We start from the raw sequence: 22507 nt of genomic DNA on the forward strand, positions 1-22507 counted from the left end.
GGCTCACGGGGCAGCGCAGCTGGCCTCCGGATGCGGCAGGGCGTGGGGTAGGGGGGACCCCGGCCCACAAACAGGCCCCCACAGGGGGGGGGGGTGGGGGGGGGCGGTGGGGGAACGCCCCCCCCGCGGGCGGGGGGGGGGGGGCCCCGGCCCCCCGCCGGGACCGGGTGCGACGGTCCGGCCGGCGGGACTGCGGACCCGCTGGCTGCTCGCCGGCATCGCCGCCGTGCTGGTCGCGCTCGTCGCCGGGGTGTCACTCGGCCCGGTCAGCCTGCCCCCCGGCAGCGTCGCGGCCGAACTGCTCAACCTGCTGCCCGGGGTGCACCTGAGCAGCGGGCTCACCGAGCGAGAGATCGCCATCGTCACCGAGCTGCGCCTGCCCCGGGTCGTGCTCGGCCTGCTCGTCGGCGGGCTGCTCGCCCTGGCCGGCGGCTGCTATCAGGGCGTCTTCCGCAATCCGCTGGCGGACCCGTACCTGCTCGGGGTGGCGGCCGGCGCCGGCCTCGCGGTCACCGCGGTCATCGCGCTCGGTGCCGGGGCGGGCGGCGCGATCACCGGGATGCCGGTCACCATCCCGCTCGCCGCGTTCGTCGGGTCGCTCGGCGCGGTCGCCATGACGTACGGTCTCGGCGCCGCCGGCGGGCGGGACCGGTCCCCGGCCACGCTGATCCTGGCCGGGGTGGCGGTCTCGGCGTTCCTCGCCGCCGGGCAGACGTACCTGCTGCAACGGCACTCCGAGAGCATCCAGCAGGTCTACTCCTGGCTGCTCGGCCGGCTGGCCACCGCCGGCTGGCACGACGTCCGGCTGGTCCTGCCCTACTTCGTGCTCACCTCGGTGGTGGTGCTGTTGCACCGGCGGGAGCTGGACGTGCTCTCCGTCGGCGACGACGAGGCGACCAGCCTCGGCCTGCATCCGCAGCGCTCCCGCTACCTGCTGATCGCCGCCGCCTCGCTGGGCACCGCCGCCGCGGTCTCCGCCTCGGGCCTGATCGGCTTCGTCGGCATCATCGTGCCGCACACCGTCCGGCTGCTCGCCGGATCCAGCTACCGGGTGATCCTGCCGCTGTCGATGCTCTTCGGCGGGGCGTTCCTGGCGCTGACCGACGTGATCGCCCGGACCGCCGCCGCCCCGGCCGAGATCCCGATCGGCGTGGTCACCGCGCTGCTCGGCGGCCCGTTCTTCGTCCTGGTCCTGCGTACCTCCCGCCGGGTGTTCACATGAGCGGGACGGCCGTCGAGGTGCGGGACCTGCGCGTCGACCTGGGTGGCAGGCCGATCCTGGCCGGCGTGGACCTGACCGTCGCGGTGGGCGAGTGGGTGACCGTGATCGGCCCGAACGGCGCCGGCAAGTCCACCCTGCTGCGCGCCGTCGGCGGCCTGCTCGCCGCGCCGGGCACGGTCTCCCTCTTCGGTACGCCGATCCAGTCCCTGCGCCGCCGGGACCGGGCCCGGGTCGTCGCCACGGTGGCCCAGTCCCCGGTGGTGCCGGCCGGCATGTCGGTCCTCGACTACGTGCTGCTCGGGCGCACCCCGTACATCCCGGCGCTCGGGCGGGAGTCGGCGGCGGACCTGGCCGCGGTGCACGAGGTGCTGGACCGGCTCGATCTGGTGGAGTTCGGCCGCCGGGAGCTGGCCACCCTCTCCGGCGGCGAGCGGCAGCGCGTCTTCCTGGCCCGCGCGCTGGCCCAGGGCGCCACCCTGCTGCTGCTGGACGAGCCGACCAGCGCGCTGGACATCGGCCACCAGCAGGAGGTGCTGGAACTGGTCGACCAGCTGCGCCGCGAGCATGACCTGACCGTGCTGGCCACCATGCACGACCTCTCCGTCGCCGGGGAGTACGCCGACCGCCTGGTGCTGCTGGCCGACGGCCGGGTCGCCGCCGCCGGCCCGCCGCCGGAGGTGCTCACCGAGGAGCTGCTGTCCCGGCACTACCGGGCCCACGTCCGCGTCGTCCAGGGCGACCACGGCCCCCTCGTCGTCCCCGTCCGCCCAAGGTGAAAGGGAGGGCCCCCGGTTAACGCCTCCGGTAGCGAAAGGGCCCCCTTTCAACACCGGCGCCCGGCGGCGGCGGGCGACCGCCGATGGGTGCTCGGGGCGGCGGCGCGTCAGCGGAGGGCGGTGACGTGGAACAGGGCGCCCTGGGGGTCGCGGAGGGCGGTGCTACGGCCGGCCGGGTTGTCCCGGGGCGGCACGAGGACGGTGCCGCCGAGTTCGCTGGCGCGGGCGGCGGCGTCGTCGGCGTCCGCCACCGCGAAGAACACCGACCAGTACGCCGGCAGGTCCTCCGGCAGCGGCTCCAGCTGCGGCATCATGCCAGCGACGATCCGGGCGCCGCAGCGCCAGCCGGTGTAGGTGACCGGGCCGGTCGGGCGCTCCTCCGGGTGCCAGCCGAAGACCAGCGCGTAGAACTCCTTCGCCCGCTCCGGGTCGGGGGTGATCAGCTCGTTCCAGCACAGTGACCCGGGCACGTTGAACAGCTCGGCCCCGCGCATCGCCATCGGCTGCCAGACGCTGAACACCGCGCCCGCCGGGTCGGCGAGGACCGCCATCCGGCCCTGGTCGAAGACGTCGAACGGGGCGACCACCACCTGGCCGCCGGCCGCCTCGACCCGGGTGGCCACCAGATCCGCGTCGTCGGTCGCCACGTACGTCGACCAGATCGGCACCTGGTCGGGGCTGGCCGGCGGGCCGGCCGCTGCGACCGCCTTGCCGTCCTTCAGGAAGACCGTGTAGCCACCGGCCGCCGGGTCCGGGGAGACCCGTCCGGTCCAGCCGAAGAGCTGCGGGTAGAACCGCTTGGCGTCCGCCAGCCCCGGGGTGGCCAGGTCGGCCCAGCAGGGCGTGCCGGGCTCGACGCCGTTCACGTTGACCCCTCTCGCCGGTGGGCGGCCCGGTGGGCACCCCCTGCCGGAATCGTGGCACCGTCCCGTCGGCCGCCGGGCCGTAATCGGACATTTTCTCAGGTGAAGCGGCGCCCCTCGTCCCGCCGGTACGCCCACGCGGCGATGGCCGCGAGCAGCACCACCCAGACGCCCAGCATCGCCAGGGCGAGCGGGTCCGGTCGCCAGTCGGTGGCGGCCGCCCACATCAGCTCCACGGCGCCCCGGGTGGGCAGGTAGGGGGCGATGGCCCGGATGAAGCCGGGCGCGTCGTTCGGGCCGGAGAGCAGGCCGCCACCGAAGGCCAGCGGGAAGAAGATCAGCTGTGCGACCACGATCGCCGCCTTGCTCGGCATCGAGTAGCCGATGGCCAGGCCAAGCAGGGTGAACGGCACGGAGATCACCGCGACCGTCCCGATGGCGACCAGGAAGTCCACCGGCGTGATCGCGGCGGCGGTCGCCACGGCGGCGATCACCACCACGGGCAGCATCGACACGTACGTCAGCACCAGGCCGGCCAGGATCCGCCCGGCGAAGCGCGGCACCGGGCCGGCCGGGAGCGTACGGGTGTAGGGGCTCCACGGCTGCACCCGGTCCTCGGCGACGCCGGCACCGTACTGGAAGATGTTCGCGGTCAGCACGGAGAAGGTGACCATCGACGCGGTGGCGAAGGTGGCGCCCCGGGCGTCGTCGCCGGTGAACGGCACCACGAAGAAGATCATCGACGCGGCCGGGAAGAACGCGGCGCCGAACACCGCGACCGGGATCCGGATGATCTCCAGCAGCTGGTACTTGGCGTGGACCAGGGCGAGCGGCATCGGACGGCTCCTAGGCGGTGACGGCCGTCGGCCGGTCGTCGGCGGTGATGGTGAGGAACGCCTCCTCCAGCGAGGTGGGCCGCACCTCCAGCTCCCGGAACGCCACCCCGGCCCGGACCAGGTCGCGGACGAGCTGGTCGGCGTCGGTGGTGAGCAGATGGGTACGCCCCTCGGCGTGCTCCGTGGCGACCACGCCGGGCAGCGGCGGCAGGTCGTCCGCGATCAGGCTGACCCGGCGTACGCCGACGATGCCCCGGATCGCGTCCACCGTGTCGTCGGCGAGGACCCGGCCGTGGCCGATCACCACCACCCGCTGCGCCAGCGCCTCCACCTCCTCCAGGTAGTGGCTGCTCAGCAGGACCGCGCCGCCCTCGGCGTGGAAGGCCCGGATCCCCTCCCACAGGGAGCGCCGGGCCTCCACGTCCAGCCCGGTGGTGGGCTCGTCGAGGACCACCAGCCGGGGCCGGCCGACGAAGGCGAGGGCCACCGCGAGCCGTCGGCGCTGCCCGCCGGAGAGGCCGCCGGTCTGCCGGCGTACCTCGTCGGCGAGGCCGAACCGGTCGAGCAGCTCGGCCCGGGGCACCGGGTCGGGGAAGTGCGCGGAGACGAAGTCGACCACCTCGCCCACCCGCAGCGTGCCGGGCAGGCCGGTCTCCTGCGGGGTGACCCCGAGGTGCCGCCGGCTGGCCGCGTCGCGCGGGTCGCCGCCGAAGAGCTCCACCCGGCCGGCGGTGGGCCGGCGCAGCCCGACCAGCAGGTTGATCAGGGTGCTCTTGCCGGCGCCGTTCGGGCCGAGCAGGCCGACCAGCTCGCCAGCGCGGACGGTGAGGTCGACCCGGTCCAGGGCCAGCACGTTGCCGTACCGGCGGCTGACCTGGTCGGCGCGGGCCAGGATCATCGAGGCTCCTTCGTGGGGTTGCGGTCCCGGTTCCTGTTTAGCGGGTCCGCGCCAACCCCGCGGGCCCGTGCGGCGGTGGCGATCGCCTACTGTGGTAACCCGTCGCCCGCGTCACACGGGGGCGTGCGGCTGTCGACTGGACACTGGGGAGGGTCCCGTGACAAGTCCGAGCAGGAACCTGGACGTGCAACCGGAGGCGTTGACCGCCTTCGCCGCCGCCTCGCGGGACCGGGCGGCCCGGTTCCACGAGCTGCACCGGGTCTTCAACGACGGGCACGTGCCCCGGCACGCCTTCGGCGTCATGCCGGCGTCGTTCAGTCTCGCGGCCGCGTACGCCGAGCAGTTCGAGGCGTGCCTGACCGGGCTGGCGGAGGGCGCCGAGGTGATGGCCGACATCGCCGAGGGGATCGACGACACCGCCGACGCCTACACCGGCACCGACGTGGGGAACAACGACCTGTTCGCGCCGGGCGCCTGAGGGGGACGCATGAGCACCGAGGCACTGCAGCGCAACAAGACCTACTTCGAGCAGATCGTGTCCGGCACGCCGGACCCGTTCAAGCCGCTTTCCCAGGCGGTGCTCTGGCCGTTCAACGAGCTGCTGGAGCTGGTGGCCGGGGAACCGGACGACCTGATGCAGGCGGCCCAGCTCGCGCTGACCACGGGGGAGGCGGTCCGGCAGATCGCCGGGGAGCAGATCGCCGACCGGGCCCGGCTGCGCGGCGCCTGGGACGGCGACGCGGCGGAGAAGTTCCACGCCTCGATGGAGCAGGTCGAGGAGGCCATCGAGGAGCTGGCCAAGGGGCTGGACGGCACCAAGGAGGTGCTGGTCGACGCGGCGAACGCGGCGGTCGACGCGTTCAACCTGCTGGTCGAGCTGATCCTGGAGTTCCTGCTCTGGTTCCTCACCGAGGTGATCATCGCCGCGGTGGCCGCCTTCCTCAGCGCGGGGATCTCGCTGGCCGCCACGGTGGTCCGGGTGCTGGCCCGGCTCGCCACCACGGTCGGCCGGATGGTCAAGATCGTGGCCCGGTTCGCCGAGATCCTCACCAAGCTGGTGACCAAGCTGGAGAAGGTCGCCCAGCTGCTCACCAAGTACCGCAAGACCGTGATGGAGCTGCGCAAGGCCAAGAAGGCGTACCGGGCGTGGAACAAGTCCGGCTACACCAAGGAGGCGTTGCAGTTCAAGCTCAAGCGGACCGCCCTCCTGTTCCCCGGCAAGTACGTGATCAACAAGGTGTCGCCGGTGAACGTGCCGGGCATCGGTGGCGCCCTGCTGGACACCGGGGTCGGCCTGTACGACGTCTCCGACGGCCACAAGGACCGCAACTACCTGGTCGACGGCACGTACAAGGAGGACCTGGGCCCGTACACCCGGGGCGTGCAGAACGTCTTCGACTCGATCGTGAACTGAGAGGCAGCCATGACGTCCTTCCCCGCCCTGGACCGGATCGAGGCGCTGGCCCGCAACCTGGACGGGTGGCAGCGCGAGCTCGGCGCGCGGATGGCCGAGCTGGAGCAGAGCAGCGCCGAGGGGGTGAGCGACTCCGGCCTGGTCACGGTGACGGCCGCCGCCGACGGCAAGATCCTCTCCACCGAAATCAACGCGCGGGCCATGCGGTTCGACTCGTACACCCTGGCCGAGGAGTTCACCGCCGCGGCGAACCGCGCCCAGGAGGCCGCCGCCGCCCGGGTCCGGGAGATCGTCGGCGAGGTGATGGGCAACGCGCCGGCCGCGGAGCGCCGCACCGACGACGACTACGGCTACGACCGATACTGAGCCGATGGACGGCACGAGTTACCGGGACCGGATCGGCCAGCTCGGCGAGCCGGGCGAGCAGGTGCTGGCGTACGCGCAGACGGAGGTCGGCGGCGGCGTCACGCCCCCACCGCCGCCGGACGAGGCGGCGACCGCCGCCCCCGGCCGGGCGACCGTCACCTCGGTGCTGCTCAACCTGCTCGTCCCGCTGGCCACCTGGGACCGGGGTGACCGGCTGGTCGACCTGATCGGCTGGGGGATCGCCGGCCGGGGCGCCCCCGGCTCGGCCGCCTCCCGGCTGCACCGGGCGGTCAACCCGGCCCGACCGGACGGGCGGCTGCGGCACACGCTGCTCGCGGTCACCGACCGGCGGTTGCTGGTCTGTGTCACCGGCGCGGTGAAGCTGCTGTCCAACCGGGAGGATGACGAGCGGTCGCTGGCCGAGACCCGGGTCGCCTGGGCGGCGGCCCGGGCCGAGGTGGCGTCCGCCCGGGTGGGCTGGCACCGGCTCAACCCCAAGCGGCTCCGGATCGACTTCACCGACGGCTCCTGGCTGGCCTTCACGGTGCCGATCGCCGAGTCGGGCGCGCCGCTGCGCGCCGTCGCCGCCGCCCTCTCCGGCTGACCCGCCGCGTCGGTCGCCGGTCCGTCGCATGATCACGCCGGGGCGGCCGGGGCGGCCTCAGCCGGCCAGCGGGTCGGGCAGCGGGTCGCGGTGCAGCACCGCGAGGCGGGAGACGGCCCGGGTCAGCACCACGTAGAGGCGGTGCAGGCCGCGGGGCTCGGCGGCCACGATCGCGGCCGGCTCGACGACCACCACCTGGTCGTACTCCAGGCCCTTGACCAGGGTCGCCGGGACCACGGTGACCCGCGCCGCGGCCGCCACGTCGTCCGCGGTCGATACCCCGGCCTCGGCGAGCGCCGCGTGGAGCCGGTCGACCGTGTCGTCGGCGGCGATCACGCCGACCGAGCCGTCGTGCGCCAGCGCCGCCCGCACCTCGGCCACCGTCGCCGCGACCAGGTCGTCCACGGTACGCACGGCCAGCGTCCCGTCGCGGCGCAGCGACTCCGCCGGGGGTACGTCGACGGCCAGCGCCGGCAGCAGGCGGTTGGCGAACGCGACCACCGCCGCCGGCACCCGGAAGCCGACACTCAGCGGCACCACGGCGGCGTCCGGCTTGCCCAGGTGGGCCAGGGACTCCCGCCAGTCGGTGGCCGCCCAGGGCGCGGTGCCCTGGGCCAGGTCGCCGAGGAGGGTGATCGAGCCGTGCTCGCTGCGCCGGGCGATGGCCCGGCACTGCATCGGGGAGAGGTCCTGCGCCTCGTCGACCACCACGTGCCCGAAGCCGGCGGGCCGCTCGATCAGCCCGGCCGCCTCGTCGATCAGCACGGCGTCCGCGGCGGTCCATTTCGTCGCCTTCGGGGTTCGCCCGAGCTTGGTGGCGCGGAGCAGTTCCTGCTCCTCGGCGGTGAGCAGGCCGTCGGCGGCGGTGGCGAGCGCCGCCGGGTCGGTGAGCAGGGTGTGCACCAGCCCTTCCGGGGTGAGGGCCGGCCAGACCGCGTCGAGGAAGGCGGTGACCGGCTTGGCCTTGCCCATCCGGCGCAGCCAGGCGTCGCCGGGCGATTCGGCGCGGCGCGCCTCGGACTGGCGTTGCAGCAGCCCCACCACCCGGGCCCGGACCCGTTCCCGGCCGGTCGCGTAGGGCAACCCTTCGCGGCGGGTCTCCTCGACCACCCGGTGCAGCGGGTCGAGGCCGATCCGCCAGCGGAACGAGCCGTCCGACACCATGATCGGCTCGGTGGGGGTGCCGATGTGCCCGTCGACCGCCCGGTGCAGCACCTCGGCCATCCGGACGTCGTGCTTGAGGGTGGCGACGGCGGGGTCGTCGACGCTGCGTACGGGCACCCGGGCGACCAGGTCTTCCACGGTGGCCTGCTCGACCTCGACCTCACCGAGGGCGGGCAGCACGGCCGCGATGTAGGACAGGAACGCCCGGTTCGGCCCGACGATCAGCACGCCGGACCGGCGCAGCCGCTCCCGGTGCAGGTAGAGCAGGTAGGCGGCGCGGTGCAGCCCGACCGCGGTCTTGCCGGTGCCCGGCGCCCCCTGCACGCAGATCGAGTCCGCCAGGTCGGCCCGGACCAGTTCGTCCTGCTCGGGCTGGATGGTGGCGACGATGTCCCGCATCGGGCCGACGCGGGGCCGCTCGATCTCGGCGGTGAGGATCCGGCTGGCCGTGCCCAGCTCCTCGCCCCGGTCCAGGTGCTCGTCCTCGAAGCTGGTCAGCACGCCGGTGCTGAACCCGAACCGGCGCCGGACGGCGACGCCCTGCGGGTCGCGGGCGCTGGCCCGGTAGAACGACCGGGAGATCGGGGCGCGCCAGTCCAGCACCATCGGCTCGCCCAGCTCGTCGGTGACGTGCCGCCGGCCCACGTGGTACTCCCGCCCGGCGTGGTCCGGGTCGGCGTCCCCGAAGTCCAGTCGACCGAAGAAGAGCGGGGTGGTCGGGTCGTCGGCCAGCTCCTTGACCCGGCGGGCCATGTGCCGGCCCAGCTGCTCGGCGGTGTACGCGTCCCCGGCCACCTTGTCGCCGGTGGCGAAGAGGGCTTCGGCGCGCTCGCGCATCCGCGCCAGCGCGGCGCGGGACGCCGCCAGGTGGTCGCGCTCGGCGACGAGTTCGGCGTCCAGGGTCTGTTTTTGGGCGTGCAGGGTCATCCACGTACTCCTCGTCACGGGAAAAACGCTGCCGCTCGCGTTTCCGACCTCGGGTCGGCGCGGGACGTCCTGTGCGGTGCTACTCACCACGGCCGTCAGGCGGGACAGAGCAGCCTACTCCGTACGGCCGGTCGGGCAACCGAATTTCGCCGGGACGCCGGCGGGGCGGAATCATGGGGACATGACCGAGGCGCGCCCCGAACCGCGCCGGGTGACGATCAGCGACCCGCAGGTGATGCGGGCCCTGGCCCACCCGGCTCGCATGGCGATCATGGAACACCTCAGCACGGTGGAGGGCGGTGCGACCGCGACCGAGTGCGCCGAGATCGCCGGACTCTCCCCGAGCGCGACCAGTTACCACCTGCGCGAGCTGGCGAAGTACGGGCTGATCGAGGAGGCCCCCAGCCGGGGTGACGCCCGGGAGCGGGTCTGGCAGGCGTTCAGCCCGTCGTACTACGTCGAGTCGGGCCCGGACGCCGACGCCGACGCGCGCGCCGCCGAGGCGGCGCTGGTCGAGGCCCACATGGCCCGGGACAGCCAGCGGGTGCGGGACTGGATCAAGCGGGCACCGGAGGAGCCGCGCGAGTGGTACGAGGCCGCGTGGTTCAGCGACAGCATGTTGCTGCTCACCGCGGAGGAGTTGGGTGTGCTCAACAACGCGATCCAGGAGTTGATCGACCCGTACCGGCGGCGGATGCGGACCAACCCACCCGAAGGCGCGCGAAGCGTCGCCGTGCAGTACCGGGCGCTGCCCATCGATTGACGACGGGGATTGCGCGATCCAGGTGTGAAGGATTATTTTCGAAGCATGTCCTTCGCATCTGGCTCGTCGCGCTGGTCCGACGTCTGGCTGGTCACCGCCTCCCGGGGCGTCTCCACCTGCGGTGACTTCCTCGCCGCCACGGCTCTCACCCTCGCTCTCCAGTCCGCCGGCGCGGGCGGGCTCGCGGTGTCGGGGCTGATGCTCGCCGCCACCCTGCCGCTGGTGGCGCTCGCCCCGCTGACCGGCCGGCTCGCCGACCGGGTGGACAGCCGGCTGCTGCTGGTTCTCGCCGGGCTCGGCCAGGCCGCCGTCTGCCTCGCGCTCGCGTACGCCGGTCATCCGGCCCTGGTCATCGCGCTGGTGGCGCTGCTCGCGGCCGGCCTCGCGGTCACCCAGCCGGTGCTGTCCGCGCTGGTGCCCGCCATGGTCCGCCGCGAGGACCTGCCGCGGGCCGCGGCGCTGAACCAGACCGCCGGCACGCTCGGCGCGCTGGCCGGCCCGGCGCTGGCCGGGGTGCTGGTCGGCGGTTTCGGCGCCCGGCTGCCGCTGCTCCTGGACGCCGCCAGCTACCTCGCCCTGGTCGCGGCCGGGCTGCTGATCCGGACCCGTCGGGGTGGCAACCGGCGACCGGCCGCCGGGGCGGCCACCGGTACGCCCACCGCGCCCGCGGCCGACTGGCGGCTCCGCCACGACCCGCTGCTCGTCGCGATGATCACCACCATCGCCGGCGTGATCGCCGCCGTCGGGGCGATCAACGTGGTCGAGGTCTTCTTCATCCGCGAGACCCTGCACAGCACCGCCACGCTGTACGGCCTGGTCACCGGCGCGTGGACGCTCGGCGTCCTGGTCGGTGCGTGGCTCTTCGCCCGAGTGGCGCGGCGGCTGGTCGACGACGGCCGGCTGCTCGTCGGCTACCTCGCCCTGCTCGCCGGGTGCTGCCTGATGATCCTGCTCTCCGCCGCGGTGCCGACCGCGCTGCTGCTGGTGCCGGTCTGGCTGCTCGGTGGGGTGAGCAACGGCGGCGCGAACGTCTTCGACAACGTGCTGCTGGCCCGGCGGGTGCCCGAGGCGTCGCGCGGCCGGGCGTACGCCGCGCTCAGCGGCTCCATCCAGGGCGCTTCGATGGTCGGTTTCCTGCTCGGCGGGCTCCTGCTCGAGGTGGCCACGCCCCGGCTCCTGATCGCCGGCTGCGGTGTCGCCGGGCTGCTGGTGATCGCGCTGGTCGTGCCCTCGGTCGCCCGCGCCGTGCGGGCCGGACGGGCACCGGTCGGCGCCCCGGCGGCTGCGCCCGCCGAATCACCGGCGCCGTCCGCGCGCGGGGTGCCCGCCGGCGCTGGCGTCGCTGCCGGCCGGGAGTGTTAGGAAGGGGCCCCTTCTCTACCGGAGGCGTTAGGAAGGGGCCCTTCCTTCCGCCCGGTGCGGAGTTGGCCACTCAGGGCCCCTCCCGGTGAGCCCGCGGGGGTGGGTGGCGATACGGTCGGGGCATGGCTGACCGCGTCGCCCGCCCCCGGGTCGGGCACATCCAGTTCCTCAACTGCCTGCCGATCTACTGGGGCCTGATGCGGTCGGGCACCCTGATCGACGTCGACCTGCACAAGGACTCGCCGGACCGGTTGAATGCCGCGCTGGTCGCCGGTGACCTCGACATCGGGCCGATCTCGCAGGTGGAGTACCTGCGGCACGCCGACGAGTTGCTGCTCCTGTCGGACCTGGCGGTCGGCAGCGACGGGCCAGTGCTCTCGGTCAACGTGGTCTCCACGAAGCCCCTCACGGAGCTGGACGGGGCGCGGGTGGCGCTGGGCTCCACCTCGCGTACCGGGGTGCTGCTGGCCCGGCTGCTGCTCGGCCAGCGCTACGGTGTCCGCCCCGAGTACTTCCGCTGCCCCCCGGACCTGACCCAGATGCTGCTGGAGGCCGACGCCGGGGTGCTGATCGGCGACGTGGCGCTGCGCGCCCTCTACGAGGCGCCCCGCAAGGGCCTCGAGGTGACCGACCTCGGGCAGGCCTGGCGGGACTGGACCGGGCTGCCGATGGTCTTCGCCGTCTGGGCGGTCCGCCGGGACTTCGCCGCCGCCCACCCCGGCCTGGTCAAGGAGGTGCACGAGGCGTTCCTGCGCTCGCGTGACCTGTGCCTGGCCGAGCTGGACCAGGTGGCCGAGGCGGCGGCCCGCTGGGAGACGTTCGACGCGGCGACCCTCGCCACCTACTTCCGCACCCTGGACTTCTCCCTGGGTGAGCGGCAGGTGGCGGGGCTCCGGGAGTTCGCCCGCCGGGCCGCCGAGATCGGTGAGGCGCCGGCCCTGCCGGCGGGCGGGCCGGAGTTCTTCCAGGGCTGAGGCCCTCCCGAGACGACGAAGCGGCGGTGCCCCGGCAGACCGGGACACCGCCGCTTCGCGCAGCGGGTGGGCTCAGGTGGCGTCGCGGAGCAGCGCCTCGGTGATCCGCTGGCATGCCTTCATGCCGTAGTCCCAGCTGCCGGTGGCGCTGAACGGGGTACGGACCATCACGCCCATCGTCCAGGTGTCGCCGATGGCCAGGCAGTTGACGTGGTACTCCTGCTCCTTCTGCCGGTCGATCCATCCGTTCTTGATCGCGATCTGCTTCTGCTCGCCGGCCGGGAACGCCTTGCGGATGCCGAAGTCGCCGACCCCGCGGACCAGCCGCATCTCGTTGAGCAGCCACTTGGTCCACTTCGGCCCGGCCGCCCGCCCGTCGTCGATGCAGAGGCCGAGCCGCGCGGTGTCCCGGGGGGACAGCATCGTCCGGCTCCAGCCGCCGTCGCTGGCGACCTTGCTGTCGGTGAGCTTGCAGATCGAAATCAGCCGCTTGATCGAGGCCGACCCACCTACGCTCTCGTAGAACTCCTGAGCCCGCGTGTTGTCACTGTCCCGGATGATCTGCGTGGCGTCGTCCAGCTTGTCGTCGCTCGGCGTCTTCCCCGCCTCGGCGCTGCGGCGCAGGTAGTCGGCCACCACCCAGGACTTGATCATCGACGCGGTGGTGCTGGTCTCGTTCATGTTCTTCGAGCCGATGATCTTTCCGGTCCGCTTGTCCAGTACGGCCCAGGAGTACCAGCCCTTGATGTCGAGGTCGTCGAGCTCCTGAGCCTGGAACGGCAGTGGCTCCAGCGACGGGGTCGGGGACGGGAGCGCCGTCGGCTCGGTCCGGGTGCTGCGGTCGGTGGGCCCGCCGGTGGAGCGGCCGCTCGCCGCACCGGTGTGCGAGGTGGGGGTGGGACGGAACGGCGAGCCGGGCACGAACCGGAGCGAGACCAGTACCAGCCCGACCAGGATCACCGCCACCGCGCTGTACGTCAGCGGCCGGAGGTCACTGCCCGGCCGCCGGCGGGTGCCCGCCATCAGAGCTTCCCCGGCTGCTGCGGCACCTTCAGGGCGGCGCCGGGCTGCGGGGTCACCAGCTGGGTGGCGACGCTGGCGCAGACCTTCGCGCCGTACGAGGGGGTCTTCGGGTCGCCGGCGCCGGGATAGCGCATCATCACCGCCAGGCTCCACTTGTCGGTCACCGCGAGGCAGTTGACGTGCCACTGGCCGTCGGCCCACAGCATGGTGAAGCCGTTCTTGATGCTGACCGGCCCCTGCGACGTGATCGATTCGGGCAGGCCGTCGATGATGCCCCAGTGGCCGCCCTGGACGGCGTCGGACTTCTGGTCCTTGACGCCGCCGCGCACGTTGGCCATCTCGTTGAGCACCCACTTGGTCCACTTCGGCCCGGCGGCCGTGCCGTCGCCGATGCAGTCGCCCATCCGCACCGCGTCCCGCGGTGACATCTGGGTGTACGCCCACTTGGCCCGCTCGGGATAGATCTTCGTGTCGGTCAGCTTGCACATCTTGATCAGCCGATCCAGCACCGGCTTGCGCCCGCCGGCGTTGTAGAGGGCCTCTGCGGAGAGGTCGTTGCTGTCCCGGATGGCGGTGACGGCCTGCTTCTTGCGCGCGGCGCTGAGCGGCTTGTCGCCGAGTTCCCGGAGGTAGTCGGAGACGATCCAGGCCTTGATCATCGACTCGGTCGAGTTGGTGGACGCCATGTTCGGGGCACCGCTGATCTCGCCGGTCTCCCGGTCCATCAGCGCCCAGGAGAAGAACTTGCCCTTGAAGTTCACCGAGACCGGGGCGTCGGCCAGGGTCGGCGGGGGCGGCGTGGTGGGTGTCGGCGCGGGCACGTTCTCCGTGCCGCCGCCACCGATGCCGCCGAGGCTGGGCAGGGCGTCGCCGCCGGAGAGGCGGGCGTACGCGGCGGGCACCAGCATGACGCCACCGAGGAGGACCGCCACGATGGCGAGCACCAGGGTCACGCGAGGTCGCATGAGTGGGCGAACTCCAGATGTCTGGCCGGGGGGACCGGCTGTTCCGAATGGGTACGGCCTGATCGCCGAGGCCGGGGGGATGGTGGCCTGGAGCTTGATGGCGATCGTCAGCAGCCGATCGGTGTGCCGGGCGAAGTCTACTTCCGGACCGGCCCGCCGCCAGCACCCGGCGGCTGGCGACTCGCCATGAAGGCGGGACAATAGACCGCTTTGCCGCGCTTGAGAGGATTCACGTTCTACGCGTGGCCGACGTCACACCGTTTCCGCAGGCCAGCCCCGTTTACCCCAAGCGGTCATCCGGTGACGGATGGTGCGCCCGGAAACCTGTTACACCCTCTGGTGTCATCGGGCGCGAGCTGTAACACTGGCCTCATGTATGGCAACGACTTCGCCCCGCCCGAGGACGGACCGGGCGGCGGCCTGCTCGGCGAGGTGGAGGCGGCGGAGGCGGCGCTGCGGGAGGCCGCCGCGCGGGCCCGTCGCGGTGGGCCGGCGCCCGACGAGGACCTCGCGGGCTACTTCGCGGACGTGATCGACGCCGACCAGAAGATCGAGCCCCGGGACTGGATGCCGGAGGCGTACCGGAAGAGCCTGATCCGGCAGATCGCCCAGCACGCGCACTCCGAGATCATCGGCATGCAGCCGGAGGGGAACTGGATCAGCCGCGCCCCGTCGCTCAAGCGCAAGGCGATCCTGCTGGCCAAGGTGCAGGACGAGGCCGGCCACGGCCTCTACCTCTACGCCGCGGCCGAGACCCTGGGCATCAGCCGGGACGAGTTGGTGGAGTTGCTGCTCGACGGCCGGCAGAAGTACAGCTCGATCTTCAACTACCCGACCCTGACCTGGGCCGACGTGGGCGCGATCGGCTGGCTGGTCGACGGCGCGGCGATCGTCAACCAGGTCCCGCTCTGCCGCTGCTCCTACGGCCCGTACGCCCGGGCGATGATCCGGGTCTGCAAGGAGGAGTCGTTCCACCAGCGCCAGGGCTACGAGATCCTGCACACCCTGGCGCACGGCACCCCGGCGCAGAAGGCGATGGCCCAGGACGCCGTCGACCGCTGGTGGTACCCCTCACTGGCGATGTTCGGGCCGCCGGACGGAGACTCGACGCACAGCGCCCAGTCGATGGCCTGGAAGATCAAGCGCTTCTCCAACGACGAGCTGCGGCAGCGCTTCGTGGACATGTGCGTCGGGCAGGCGGAGGTGCTCGGCCTCACCCTTCCCGACCCCGACCTGCGCTGGAACGAGGAGCGGCAGGCGTACGACTACACCCAGCCCGACTACGACGAGCTGCTGCGGGTGATCAAGGGCGACGGCCCGTGCAACCGGGAGCGGATGGCGCACCGGCGCCGCGCCCACACCGAGGGCGCCTGGGTGCGCGAGGCCGCCGCGGCGTACGCGGCGAAGCAGAGCAACAAGGAGAAGGTGGCAGCGTGAGCAAGGAATCCTCGCCGCTCTGGGAGGTCTTCGTGCGGGCGCGGCGCGGGCTGTCGCACACCCACGTCGGCAGCCTGCACGCCCCCGACGCGGAGCTGGCCCTGCGCAACGCCCGGGACCTCTACACCCGCCGCCAGGAGGGCGTCTCCATCTGGGTCGTACCGGCGAGCGCGATCACCGCGTCCAGCCCGGACGAGAAGGACGCCTTCTTCGACCCGGCCGCCGACAAGGTCTACCGCCACCCCACCTTCTACGAGGTGCCGGACGGGGTGGCCCACCTGTGACCGGTCCGTTCGACTTCACCCTCGCCCTCGGCGACGACGCGCTGATCGCCGCACAGCGGCTCGGCGAGTGGACCTCCCGTGCCCCGGAGATGGAGGAGGACGTCGCGCTGGCCAACATCGCCCTCGACCAGCTCGGCGCGGCCCGCCTGCTGCTCACGTACGCGGGCGAGCTGGAGGGCGCCGGCCGGGACGAGGACGCGCTGGCGTACCTGCGCGACGACCGGGAGTTCCGCAACTGTCTCCTGGTGGAGCTGCCCAACGGGGACTTCGCGGTCACCATGGCGAAGCTGTTCTTCCTGGCCGCCTACCAGCTCCCGCTCTACACCGCGCTGGCCGGGTGCGCCGACGAGCGGCTGGCCGCGATCGGCGCGAAGGCCCGCAAGGAGTCCGCGTACCACCTGGACCACGCGGCGCTCTGGGTGAAGCGGCTCGGCGACGGCACCGAGGAGTCGCACCGGCGCATGCAGGCGGCGGTCGACCAGGTGTGGCCGTACACCCACGAACTCCTCACGGCGGACCCGGCGGCGCCGGTCGACCCGGCCACCCTGCGGGCCGACTTCGACGCCACCGTCTCCGCCGTGCTGGACGAGGCGACCCTGACCCGCCCGGAGACCCGGTGGACCCCGGGCGGCGGACGGGACGGCGTGCACACCGAGCACCTCTCGTACCTGCTGGCCGAGATGCAGGTGCTGCACCGCGCCCACCCGGGGGCGACGTGGTGAGTGACCCCAGGGCGGCCGTGGCGGCGGTGGTGGACCCGGAGATCCGGGTCATCACCATCGACGAGCTGGGCATCCTGCGGTCGGTCGAGGAGGACCCGGCCACCGGCCGGGTCGTCGTCACCATCACCCCCACCTACACCGGCTGCCCGGCGATGGACGTGATCCGGGCGGACATCCGCCGGGCGCTCGCCGCCGCCGGGCATCCCGACGCCGAGGTACGGACGGTGCACGCCCCGGCCTGGAGCACCGACTGGATCTCCGAGCGCGGCCGGGCCAAGTTGGCCGCCGCCGGCATCGCGCCGCCCGCGCCCGCCGCCCGGGGCGGCAACGTGGTGGCGCTGACCCTCGCCGTGCGCTGCCCCCGCTGCGGCTCCCCGGACACCGAGCAGGTCAGCCGCTTCGGCTCGACCGCGTGCAAGGCCCTCTGGCGCTGCCGCGCCTGCTCCGAACCCTTCGACCACCTGAAGGCGCTGTGACTGTCACCATCACCCGACCGGTCCGTCGCCGGCCGGTCTTCCATCCGCTCCCCGTCGCCGCCGTCGACCGGCTCACCGACGACGCCGTGGCGATCACCTTCGCCGTGCCCGAGGAGCTGCGGGAGACCTTCGCGTTCTCCGCCGGCCAGCACCTCACCCTGCGGCTTCCCGCCGAGGGTGGGCGCACCGGCTCCGGCGGCGAGGACGTGCGGCGGTCGTACTCGATCTGCTCGACGCCGGACGAGCTGGCCCGGCACGGCCGGCTGCGGATCGGGGTGCGGGAGATTCCCGGGGGCGCCTTCTCCGCGTACGCCTGCGGCGCGCTGCGCGGCGGCGACACCGTCGAGGTGCTGCCCCCGCTCGGGCACTTCACCACGGCGTTCGCGCCGGACCGGGTCCGCCACTACGGCGCGGTGGTCGCCGGTTCCGGCATCACCCCGGTGCTCTCGCTGGTCGCCACCGCGCTCTCCGTCGAGCCGGCCAGCACCTTCACCCTGGTGTACGGCAACCGGACGGCGAACTCGGTGATGTTCGCCGAGGAACTGGCCGACCTCAAGGACCGCTACCCGACCCGGCTGCACCTGGTGCACGTGCTCTCCCGCGAGCAGGGCGAGTCGCCGCTGCTCTCCGGGCGGATCGACGCCGAGCGGCTGACCCGGCTGCTGGACACCGTCGTCGGCGAGGGCGTCGAGGAGTGGTTCCTCTGCGGCCCGTACGGGATGGTGGTGGACGCCCGGGCGGTGCTCACCGACCGGGGGCTGCCCGAGTCGGCGGTGCGTACCGAGCTGTTCCACGTCGACGCGCCGCCGGAGCCGGTGCGCCGCCCGGCCGACGAGCCCGGCGCCGGCGCGGAGGTGACCATCGTGCTGGACGGGCGCTCGTCGAGCTTCACCATGGGGCGCGACGAGCGGGTGCTGGACGCCGCCCTGAAGGTCCGCGGCGAGCTGCCGTACGCCTGCAAGGGCGGGGTCTGCTCGACCTGCCGGGCGAAGGTGGTCGAGGGCGAGGTGACCATGGCGCGCAACTACGCGCTGGAGCCGGACGAGGTGGCCGCCGGGTATGTGCTGACCTGCCAGTCCAGCCCGGTCACCGACAAGCTCACGGTCGACTACGACGCCTGAGCCGCGGGATGCCTTCGGTCCGCCTACGAACCTGATGTCGTAGACGACTCACCGCCGCCGGGGTGGTGGGCTTCGTAGCGCCGCAGGGAGGCGGGCCGCCGCCATCGGTCGGCGACGGCCCACCCCCGAACGCTTCGCGGTCAGCCGTTCTCGCCGAGGCAGAGCAGCAGCTCCTGAGACTTCCGCTGCTCGGTGTAGCTCGCGACCGTACCGGGGAACTGCGCGCACCGCGCGTCGTCGGCGCTGTTCTCGACCTTGCCGACGACGACGTAGGTGGCGGCCGGGTCGCCGCAGTCGACGACGGTGACATCCGCGTCCGCGCCCGTGCCCTCGGCACGGACGCAGTCGCCGACCTCCGCGTAGGCGGGGTCGGTCGAGATGCCCCAGGCGACCACGCCGGCGATCGCCACCGGCGCGACGAGGCCGAGCGCCGCGGCCCGCTGGAACACCGGCTTGCCGGGCATCGCGGGCGTGCCCGGAGCGCCGGGCACCGGCTCACCGAGGCGGCCGAGCCGGATCCGGGTGATGAGGTTCCCGAGCAGGACCAGCGGGGTGATGATCATCGAGAGGAAGCCCCACCAGCCCTGCCAGAGCGTCTTAGCGCTCATGTCCCGGCAGATCGCGATGCCGCACGACCGGCAGAACGGGCCGTGCTGGGTGAGCACCCGCATGAAGACGATGAAGCCCTGGTGTCCGTGCAGCGATGCCTTGATCGCCGGGACCGACCCGCAGAAGCGGCAGGTGCGGACGGTGGTGGCGGGCCCGGCCGGCGCGTGCGGCACGGGCGGGACGTGTGGTGGGTTGGGGTAGGGAGCGGTCACGACTCTTCCCTGTGTGAAACCTGAAAGGACACCGCACCATAGGCGAAGATCACCGTCTGCGCTGTCCCGCCGACGCGGCCGGCATCGGACAGGCGACCTGTAGAACGTTCCGTACCACACTTGATTCGTGGAGCAGATCGCGGTTCGGGAGCTCAACCAGCACACGAGCAGGGTGCTGGCGCGGGTGCGTGCCGGTGAGACGGTCGAGGTGACGGACCGGGGTGAGCCGATCGCCCGCCTGGTTCCGGTTCTGGCGGGCGACGCACTCCTCGGCCGCCTGGTCGCGGAGGGTCGCGCGACCGGGCCGACCTCGACCGGGCCGGTGCCGATGCCACCGGTTCTCGGCGATCCCACGGTGGACGTGGCTGCTCTCCTCGCCGAGTCGCGGGACGAGGAGCGCTGGTGATCTACCTCGATTCCGGAGCCGTCATCAGGATGCTCCGGCGCGAGCAGGAGACACCGGACCTCATCGGCTGGCTCAACGACCGGGCCGGGACCGCGCTGGTTTCGTCAGCCCTCGTGGAGGTGCAAGTGCCACGGGCGCTCCGTCGGGCCGCGCCGCAGGCGCTGGTCGGCGTTCCGTCGGTGCTGGGACGGCTCTACCGCGTCGAGATCGACAGCGCGGTCCGTGCGGCCGCCGGCGCGTACGCCGAACCCCTGCTCCGCAGCCTGGACGCCATTCACCTCGCCACGGCGGAGATCCTGGCCGGGCAGGCGGGCGCCGACTTCGTCGCCTTCGTCACCTACGACCGGCGGCTGCTGGACTCGGCCAAGGAAGTGGGTCTCCCGGTGGCCAGCCCCGGGATGGCCTGAGCCGAGCGGTGGGGCGTCGGTCACCGGAGGCGGAGTGGCGTGCCGGCCCCCGGACGGGCGACGTAGGCTCGGGGACGTGACGGTGAGCCGGGAGATCGACGACATCCTGCAGCGCGGCGCGGACGGCGGGCGGATCACGCCCGAGGAGGCCCTGCTGCTCTACACCGAGGCGCCCTTCCACGCGCTGGGTGAGGCGGCGGACGCGGTACGCCGGCGGCGCTACCCGGACAACATCGTCACGTACCTGATCGACCGCAACATCAACTACACCAACGTCTGCGTGACGGCGTGCAAGTTCTGCGCCTTCTACCGCGCCCCGAAGCACAAGGAGGGGTGGACCCACCCCACCGAGGAGATCCTGCGCCGCTGCGGCGAGGCGGTCGAGCTGGGCGCCACCCAGGTCATGCTCCAGGGCGGCCACCACCCGGACTACGGCGTGGAGTACTACGAGGAACTCTTCTCCTCCGTCAAGAAGGCGTACCCGCAGCTCGCCATCCACTCGATCGGCCCGAGCGAGATCCTGCACATGGCGAAGGTCTCCGGGGTGAGCCTGGACGAGGCGATCGCCCGGATCAAGACCGCCGGGCTGGACTCGATCGCCGGTGCCGGCGCCGAGATGCTGCCGGACCGGCCGCGCAAGGCGATCGCCCCGCTGAAGGAGTCCGGGGCGCGCTGGCTGGAGGTCATGGAGCTGGCGCACCGGCAGGGCCTGGAGTCGACCGCGACCATGATGATGGGCACCGGCGAGACCAACGCGGAGCGGATCGAGCACCTGCGGATGATCCGCGACGTGCAGGACCGGACGGGCGGCTTCCGGGCCTTCATCCCGTGGACGTACCAGCCGGAGAACAACCACCTCAAGGGCCGCACCCAGGCCACCACCATGGAATACCTGCGGCTGATCGCGGTGGCCCGGCTCTTCTTCGAGACGGTGCCGCACCTGCAGGCGTCCTGGCTGACCACCGGCAAGGACGTCGGGCAGCTCGCCCTGCACATGGGCGTGGACGACCTGGGCTCGATCATGCTGGAGGAGAACGTGATCTCCTCGGCCGGCGCCCGGCACCGCTCCAACCTGCACGAGCTGATCGGCATGATCCGTACCGCGGACCGGATCCCGGCGCAGCGGGACACCCTCTACAACCGGCTCGCGGTGCACTGGACGCCGGCTGACGACCCGAGCGACGACCGGGTGGTCTCGCACTTCTCCTCGATCGCCCTGCCGGGTGGCGGGGTCGGGAAGTCGCTGCCGCTGGTCGAGGTCAACTGAGCCGGAGCCCTTCCCTCGTGCGTCCGGAGGACGTCCGGTCTGGACGTTCGGCGGGTATCGCCCAGCGAACGGCGGTGGAGGGCGGCGGGGCGCGGCGTCGGCGGCTAGTGTCCGGTGCGGCCTGTCAGCCACGTCTCACCGGAGCGTCCATGAACCCGCACCGTCGACCGACGGCCCGGCTCGGTGCCGCCGTCCTCCTGACCGCCGGTCTCGTCCTTCCGGCGGCGCCCGCGCACGCCGAGGAGCCGGTGGTCGACATCGCGGTCGATGTCGTCGGCACCCGGCTCGCCGCCGGCACCACCGACAAGATCGCCGTGGTGAAGGTCAGCAACCACGGCACCGTCACGCCGGACCTCATCGCGATCGACTACGTCGCGCGGGACTTCGACCCCTCCAAGGTGCGGATCGACCCGCTGCTGGACGGCTGCGACGTCGACGGCGACGAGAAGAACGACCGGTGGAACTGCCCGCTGCGCGGGGACCTGATCCCCGGGCCGGGCGAGACCGTCGAGATACCGCTGCTGGTCTTCAAGACGACCGACCAGCTGACCGAGCCGTACCGCGCCACGCTGGCCGTCGACGTGGTGCCGTGGCGCGAGGGCAGCACGCTCACCGACGCCAACCCGGCGGACAACGCCGACGAGTACGAGGTCGAGCTCGCCACCGAGAGCGGCAGCGACCTGACCGTGGTGGCCCCCGACATCAAGCGGGAGATCTCCCTCGAGGACGCCCGCGCGGGCGACCTGACGGGCGAGCCGTTGAACCCGGGTGACCGGACGGTGGTCCTCGCGTACCTGGACAACCAGGGCGACTCGGTGATCAGCAACATCACGCTGAGGATGACCGTGCCGAAGGGAGTGACCTTCGACGGTATCCAGAGCGAGGAGTGCGGATTCAGCGCCGACAAGCGGAACTTCTTCTGCCCGGTGGACGCCCAGTTGGTGCCGCACGAGCCGGTCGTGGTCATCCTTCCCGTGACGGTCTCGCCCGGGGTGAAGGCGCCGGTGACCCTGTCGGGCGGCGCGGTGTCCGTCTCCGTCGGGGCCGACAACGGTCCGCCCAGCGAGGGGCAGCACAGCGCCCTGCCGTGGTTCCTGCACAAGGCTTCCGCCGGCCCGGCGCTCCGCAAGGAGATCGACGAGAGTGACAACTCGGACGACTTCGCCGTCGTGGTGACCGCGGCCGCCGCCGGCGGTGGGGGCGCGGGCGGCGGTACGGGCGGCGGCGAGGGCGGCGGACTGCCGGTGACCGGCCCGCAGGCCGGGCTGATCGGTGCCATCGGTGCTTTCGTGCTGGCCGCGGGCACCGTGCTCTTCCTGACGGCGCGGCGGCGTCGGGTGGTCCTGATGACCCCCGCCGACGAGAAGTCGACCGACTGAGGCTCGTCCTCCATCGGCCGTCGAGGGCCG

At 72.9% G+C, this 22507-nt stretch carries 25 protein-coding genes; 18 read left to right on the forward strand and 7 right to left on the reverse strand.

Annotated elements, in window-relative coordinates; genetic code table 11:
- Positions 1–190 precede the first annotated feature (190 nt).
- Positions 191–1222, forward strand: coding sequence for a FecCD family ABC transporter permease (locus ACWEVO_RS03330; RefSeq protein WP_452305976.1), 1032 nt, complete (start codon positions 191–193; stop codon positions 1220–1222).
- Positions 1219–1998 carry an ABC transporter ATP-binding protein gene (locus tag ACWEVO_RS03335; RefSeq protein WP_452305954.1) on the forward strand — a complete coding sequence of 260 codons (780 nt, stop codon included), beginning with the start codon at positions 1219–1221 and terminating at the stop codon, positions 1996–1998. Before ACWEVO_RS03330 ends, ACWEVO_RS03335 begins: the two co-directional genes overlap by 4 nt.
- Before the next feature lie 107 nt (positions 1999–2105).
- Here the strand turns inward: ACWEVO_RS03335 and ACWEVO_RS03340 are convergent, their stop codons facing one another.
- The 3 genes from ACWEVO_RS03340 to ACWEVO_RS03350 form a co-directional block, all read right to left on the reverse strand.
- Positions 2106–2864 (reverse strand): VOC family protein, encoded by a 759-nt coding sequence (locus tag ACWEVO_RS03340; protein WP_452305955.1) that lies wholly within the window; start codon positions 2862–2864, stop codon positions 2106–2108.
- Positions 2865–2959: 95 nt separating this feature from the next.
- Positions 2960–3697, reverse strand: a complete 738-nt coding sequence (locus ACWEVO_RS03345) for an ABC transporter permease (protein ID WP_452305956.1) — start codon at positions 3695–3697, stop codon at positions 2960–2962.
- A gap of 10 nt (positions 3698–3707) precedes the next feature.
- Positions 3708–4595 carry an ABC transporter ATP-binding protein gene (locus tag ACWEVO_RS03350; protein WP_452305957.1) on the reverse strand — a complete coding sequence of 296 codons (888 nt, stop codon included), beginning with the start codon at positions 4593–4595 and terminating at the stop codon, positions 3708–3710.
- Positions 4596–4752: 157 nt separating this feature from the next.
- Here ACWEVO_RS03350 and ACWEVO_RS03355 point away from each other — a divergent pair, with 157 nt between their 5' ends.
- Genes ACWEVO_RS03355 through ACWEVO_RS03370 form a run of 4 tightly spaced genes read left to right on the forward strand, consistent with a single transcriptional unit; the run spans position 4753 to position 6979 of the window.
- A complete protein-coding gene (locus tag ACWEVO_RS03355; RefSeq protein WP_452305958.1) occupies positions 4753–5073 on the forward strand; it encodes a type VII secretion target in 321 nt (106 codons plus the stop codon).
- A gap of 9 nt (positions 5074–5082) precedes the next feature.
- Positions 5083–6009 carry a WXG100 family type VII secretion target gene (locus tag ACWEVO_RS03360; RefSeq protein ID WP_452305959.1) on the forward strand — a complete coding sequence of 309 codons (927 nt, stop codon included), beginning with the start codon at positions 5083–5085 and terminating at the stop codon, positions 6007–6009.
- Positions 6010–6018: 9 nt separating this feature from the next.
- The gene (locus ACWEVO_RS03365) at positions 6019–6375 is read left to right on the forward strand and encodes a YbaB/EbfC family nucleoid-associated protein (protein ID WP_123238894.1); all 357 of its coding nucleotides are present in this window, start codon (positions 6019–6021) and stop codon (positions 6373–6375) included.
- A 4-nt stretch (positions 6376–6379) separates the two neighbouring features.
- Positions 6380–6979 (forward strand): hypothetical protein, encoded by a 600-nt coding sequence (locus tag ACWEVO_RS03370; RefSeq protein WP_452305960.1) that lies wholly within the window; start codon positions 6380–6382, stop codon positions 6977–6979.
- Positions 6980–7036: 57 nt separating this feature from the next.
- Here the strand turns inward: ACWEVO_RS03370 and ACWEVO_RS03375 are convergent, their stop codons facing one another.
- Positions 7037–9070 (reverse strand): HelD family protein, encoded by a 2034-nt coding sequence (locus ACWEVO_RS03375; RefSeq protein WP_452305961.1) that lies wholly within the window; start codon positions 9068–9070, stop codon positions 7037–7039.
- A 181-nt stretch (positions 9071–9251) separates the two neighbouring features.
- Between ACWEVO_RS03375 and ACWEVO_RS03380 the strand changes: the two genes are divergently transcribed.
- The 3 genes from ACWEVO_RS03380 (at position 9252) to ACWEVO_RS03390 (ending at position 12169) form a co-directional block, all read left to right on the forward strand.
- On the forward strand, positions 9252–9833 hold the full coding sequence (locus tag ACWEVO_RS03380) for a helix-turn-helix domain-containing protein (protein WP_452305962.1): 582 nt from the start codon (positions 9252–9254) through the stop codon (positions 9831–9833).
- Between the two features lie 45 nt (positions 9834–9878).
- On the forward strand, positions 9879–11195 hold the full coding sequence (locus ACWEVO_RS03385) for an MFS transporter (RefSeq protein WP_452305963.1): 1317 nt from the start codon (positions 9879–9881) through the stop codon (positions 11193–11195).
- 122 nt (positions 11196–11317) lie between these two features.
- Positions 11318–12169: a menaquinone biosynthetic enzyme MqnA/MqnD family protein gene (locus ACWEVO_RS03390; RefSeq protein WP_452305964.1), complete on the forward strand. Its 852-nt coding sequence runs from the start codon at positions 11318–11320 to the stop codon at positions 12167–12169.
- A 72-nt stretch (positions 12170–12241) separates the two neighbouring features.
- Here the strand turns inward: ACWEVO_RS03390 and ACWEVO_RS03395 are convergent, their stop codons facing one another.
- On the reverse strand, positions 12242–13192 hold the full coding sequence (locus ACWEVO_RS03395) for a hypothetical protein (RefSeq protein ID WP_452305965.1): 951 nt from the start codon (positions 13190–13192) through the stop codon (positions 12242–12244).
- Positions 13192–14157, reverse strand: coding sequence for a hypothetical protein (locus tag ACWEVO_RS03400; RefSeq protein ID WP_452305966.1), 966 nt, complete (start codon positions 14155–14157; stop codon positions 13192–13194). The genes ACWEVO_RS03395 and ACWEVO_RS03400 overlap by 1 nt, the downstream gene beginning before the upstream one ends.
- Before the next feature lie 372 nt (positions 14158–14529).
- Between ACWEVO_RS03400 and paaA the strand changes: the two genes are divergently transcribed.
- From paaA to paaE, 5 genes are read left to right on the forward strand one after another with little or no spacing between them, the layout of a single operon-like run.
- Positions 14530–15594, forward strand: coding sequence for a 1,2-phenylacetyl-CoA epoxidase subunit PaaA (paaA, locus tag ACWEVO_RS03405; RefSeq protein WP_452305967.1), 1065 nt, complete (start codon positions 14530–14532; stop codon positions 15592–15594).
- A complete protein-coding gene (paaB, locus tag ACWEVO_RS03410) occupies positions 15591–15878 on the forward strand; it encodes a 1,2-phenylacetyl-CoA epoxidase subunit PaaB (RefSeq protein WP_088959289.1) in 288 nt (95 codons plus the stop codon). Before paaA ends, paaB begins: the two co-directional genes overlap by 4 nt.
- The gene (gene paaC / locus ACWEVO_RS03415) at positions 15875–16600 is read left to right on the forward strand and encodes a 1,2-phenylacetyl-CoA epoxidase subunit PaaC (RefSeq protein ID WP_452305968.1); all 726 of its coding nucleotides are present in this window, start codon (positions 15875–15877) and stop codon (positions 16598–16600) included. The genes paaB and paaC overlap by 4 nt, the downstream gene beginning before the upstream one ends.
- A complete protein-coding gene (gene paaD, locus ACWEVO_RS03420; protein ID WP_452305969.1) occupies positions 16597–17076 on the forward strand; it encodes a 1,2-phenylacetyl-CoA epoxidase subunit PaaD in 480 nt (159 codons plus the stop codon). The genes paaC and paaD overlap by 4 nt, the downstream gene beginning before the upstream one ends.
- Positions 17073–18197, forward strand: coding sequence for a 1,2-phenylacetyl-CoA epoxidase subunit PaaE (paaE, locus tag ACWEVO_RS03425; RefSeq protein WP_452305970.1), 1125 nt, complete (start codon positions 17073–17075; stop codon positions 18195–18197). Before paaD ends, paaE begins: the two co-directional genes overlap by 4 nt.
- 140 nt (positions 18198–18337) lie before the next feature.
- On the opposite strand, the gene ACWEVO_RS03430 is transcribed toward paaE, so the two are convergent.
- The gene (locus tag ACWEVO_RS03430; protein ID WP_452305971.1) at positions 18338–19018 is read right to left on the reverse strand and encodes an LppU/SCO3897 family protein; all 681 of its coding nucleotides are present in this window, start codon (positions 19016–19018) and stop codon (positions 18338–18340) included.
- A 127-nt stretch (positions 19019–19145) separates the two neighbouring features.
- On the opposite strand from ACWEVO_RS03430, the gene ACWEVO_RS03435 reads away from it, so the two are divergent.
- The 4 genes from ACWEVO_RS03435 to ACWEVO_RS03450 all read left to right on the forward strand — a co-directional run bounded on the left by ACWEVO_RS03435 (position 19146) and on the right by ACWEVO_RS03450 (position 22477).
- A complete protein-coding gene (locus tag ACWEVO_RS03435; RefSeq protein ID WP_452305972.1) occupies positions 19146–19424 on the forward strand; it encodes a type II toxin-antitoxin system Phd/YefM family antitoxin in 279 nt (92 codons plus the stop codon).
- Positions 19421–19831, forward strand: coding sequence for a type II toxin-antitoxin system VapC family toxin (locus tag ACWEVO_RS03440; protein WP_452305973.1), 411 nt, complete (start codon positions 19421–19423; stop codon positions 19829–19831). Before ACWEVO_RS03435 ends, ACWEVO_RS03440 begins: the two co-directional genes overlap by 4 nt.
- A gap of 76 nt (positions 19832–19907) precedes the next feature.
- Entirely contained in the window at positions 19908–21098 is a 1191-nt protein-coding gene (gene mqnC / locus ACWEVO_RS03445) for a cyclic dehypoxanthinyl futalosine synthase (RefSeq protein ID WP_452305974.1), read from the forward strand.
- A gap of 149 nt (positions 21099–21247) precedes the next feature.
- Entirely contained in the window at positions 21248–22477 is a 1230-nt protein-coding gene (locus ACWEVO_RS03450; protein ID WP_452305975.1) for a hypothetical protein, read from the forward strand.
- Positions 22478–22507 lie beyond the last annotated feature (30 nt).

The sequence above is a fragment of the Micromonospora sp. NPDC003776 genome, from assembly GCF_053605645.1.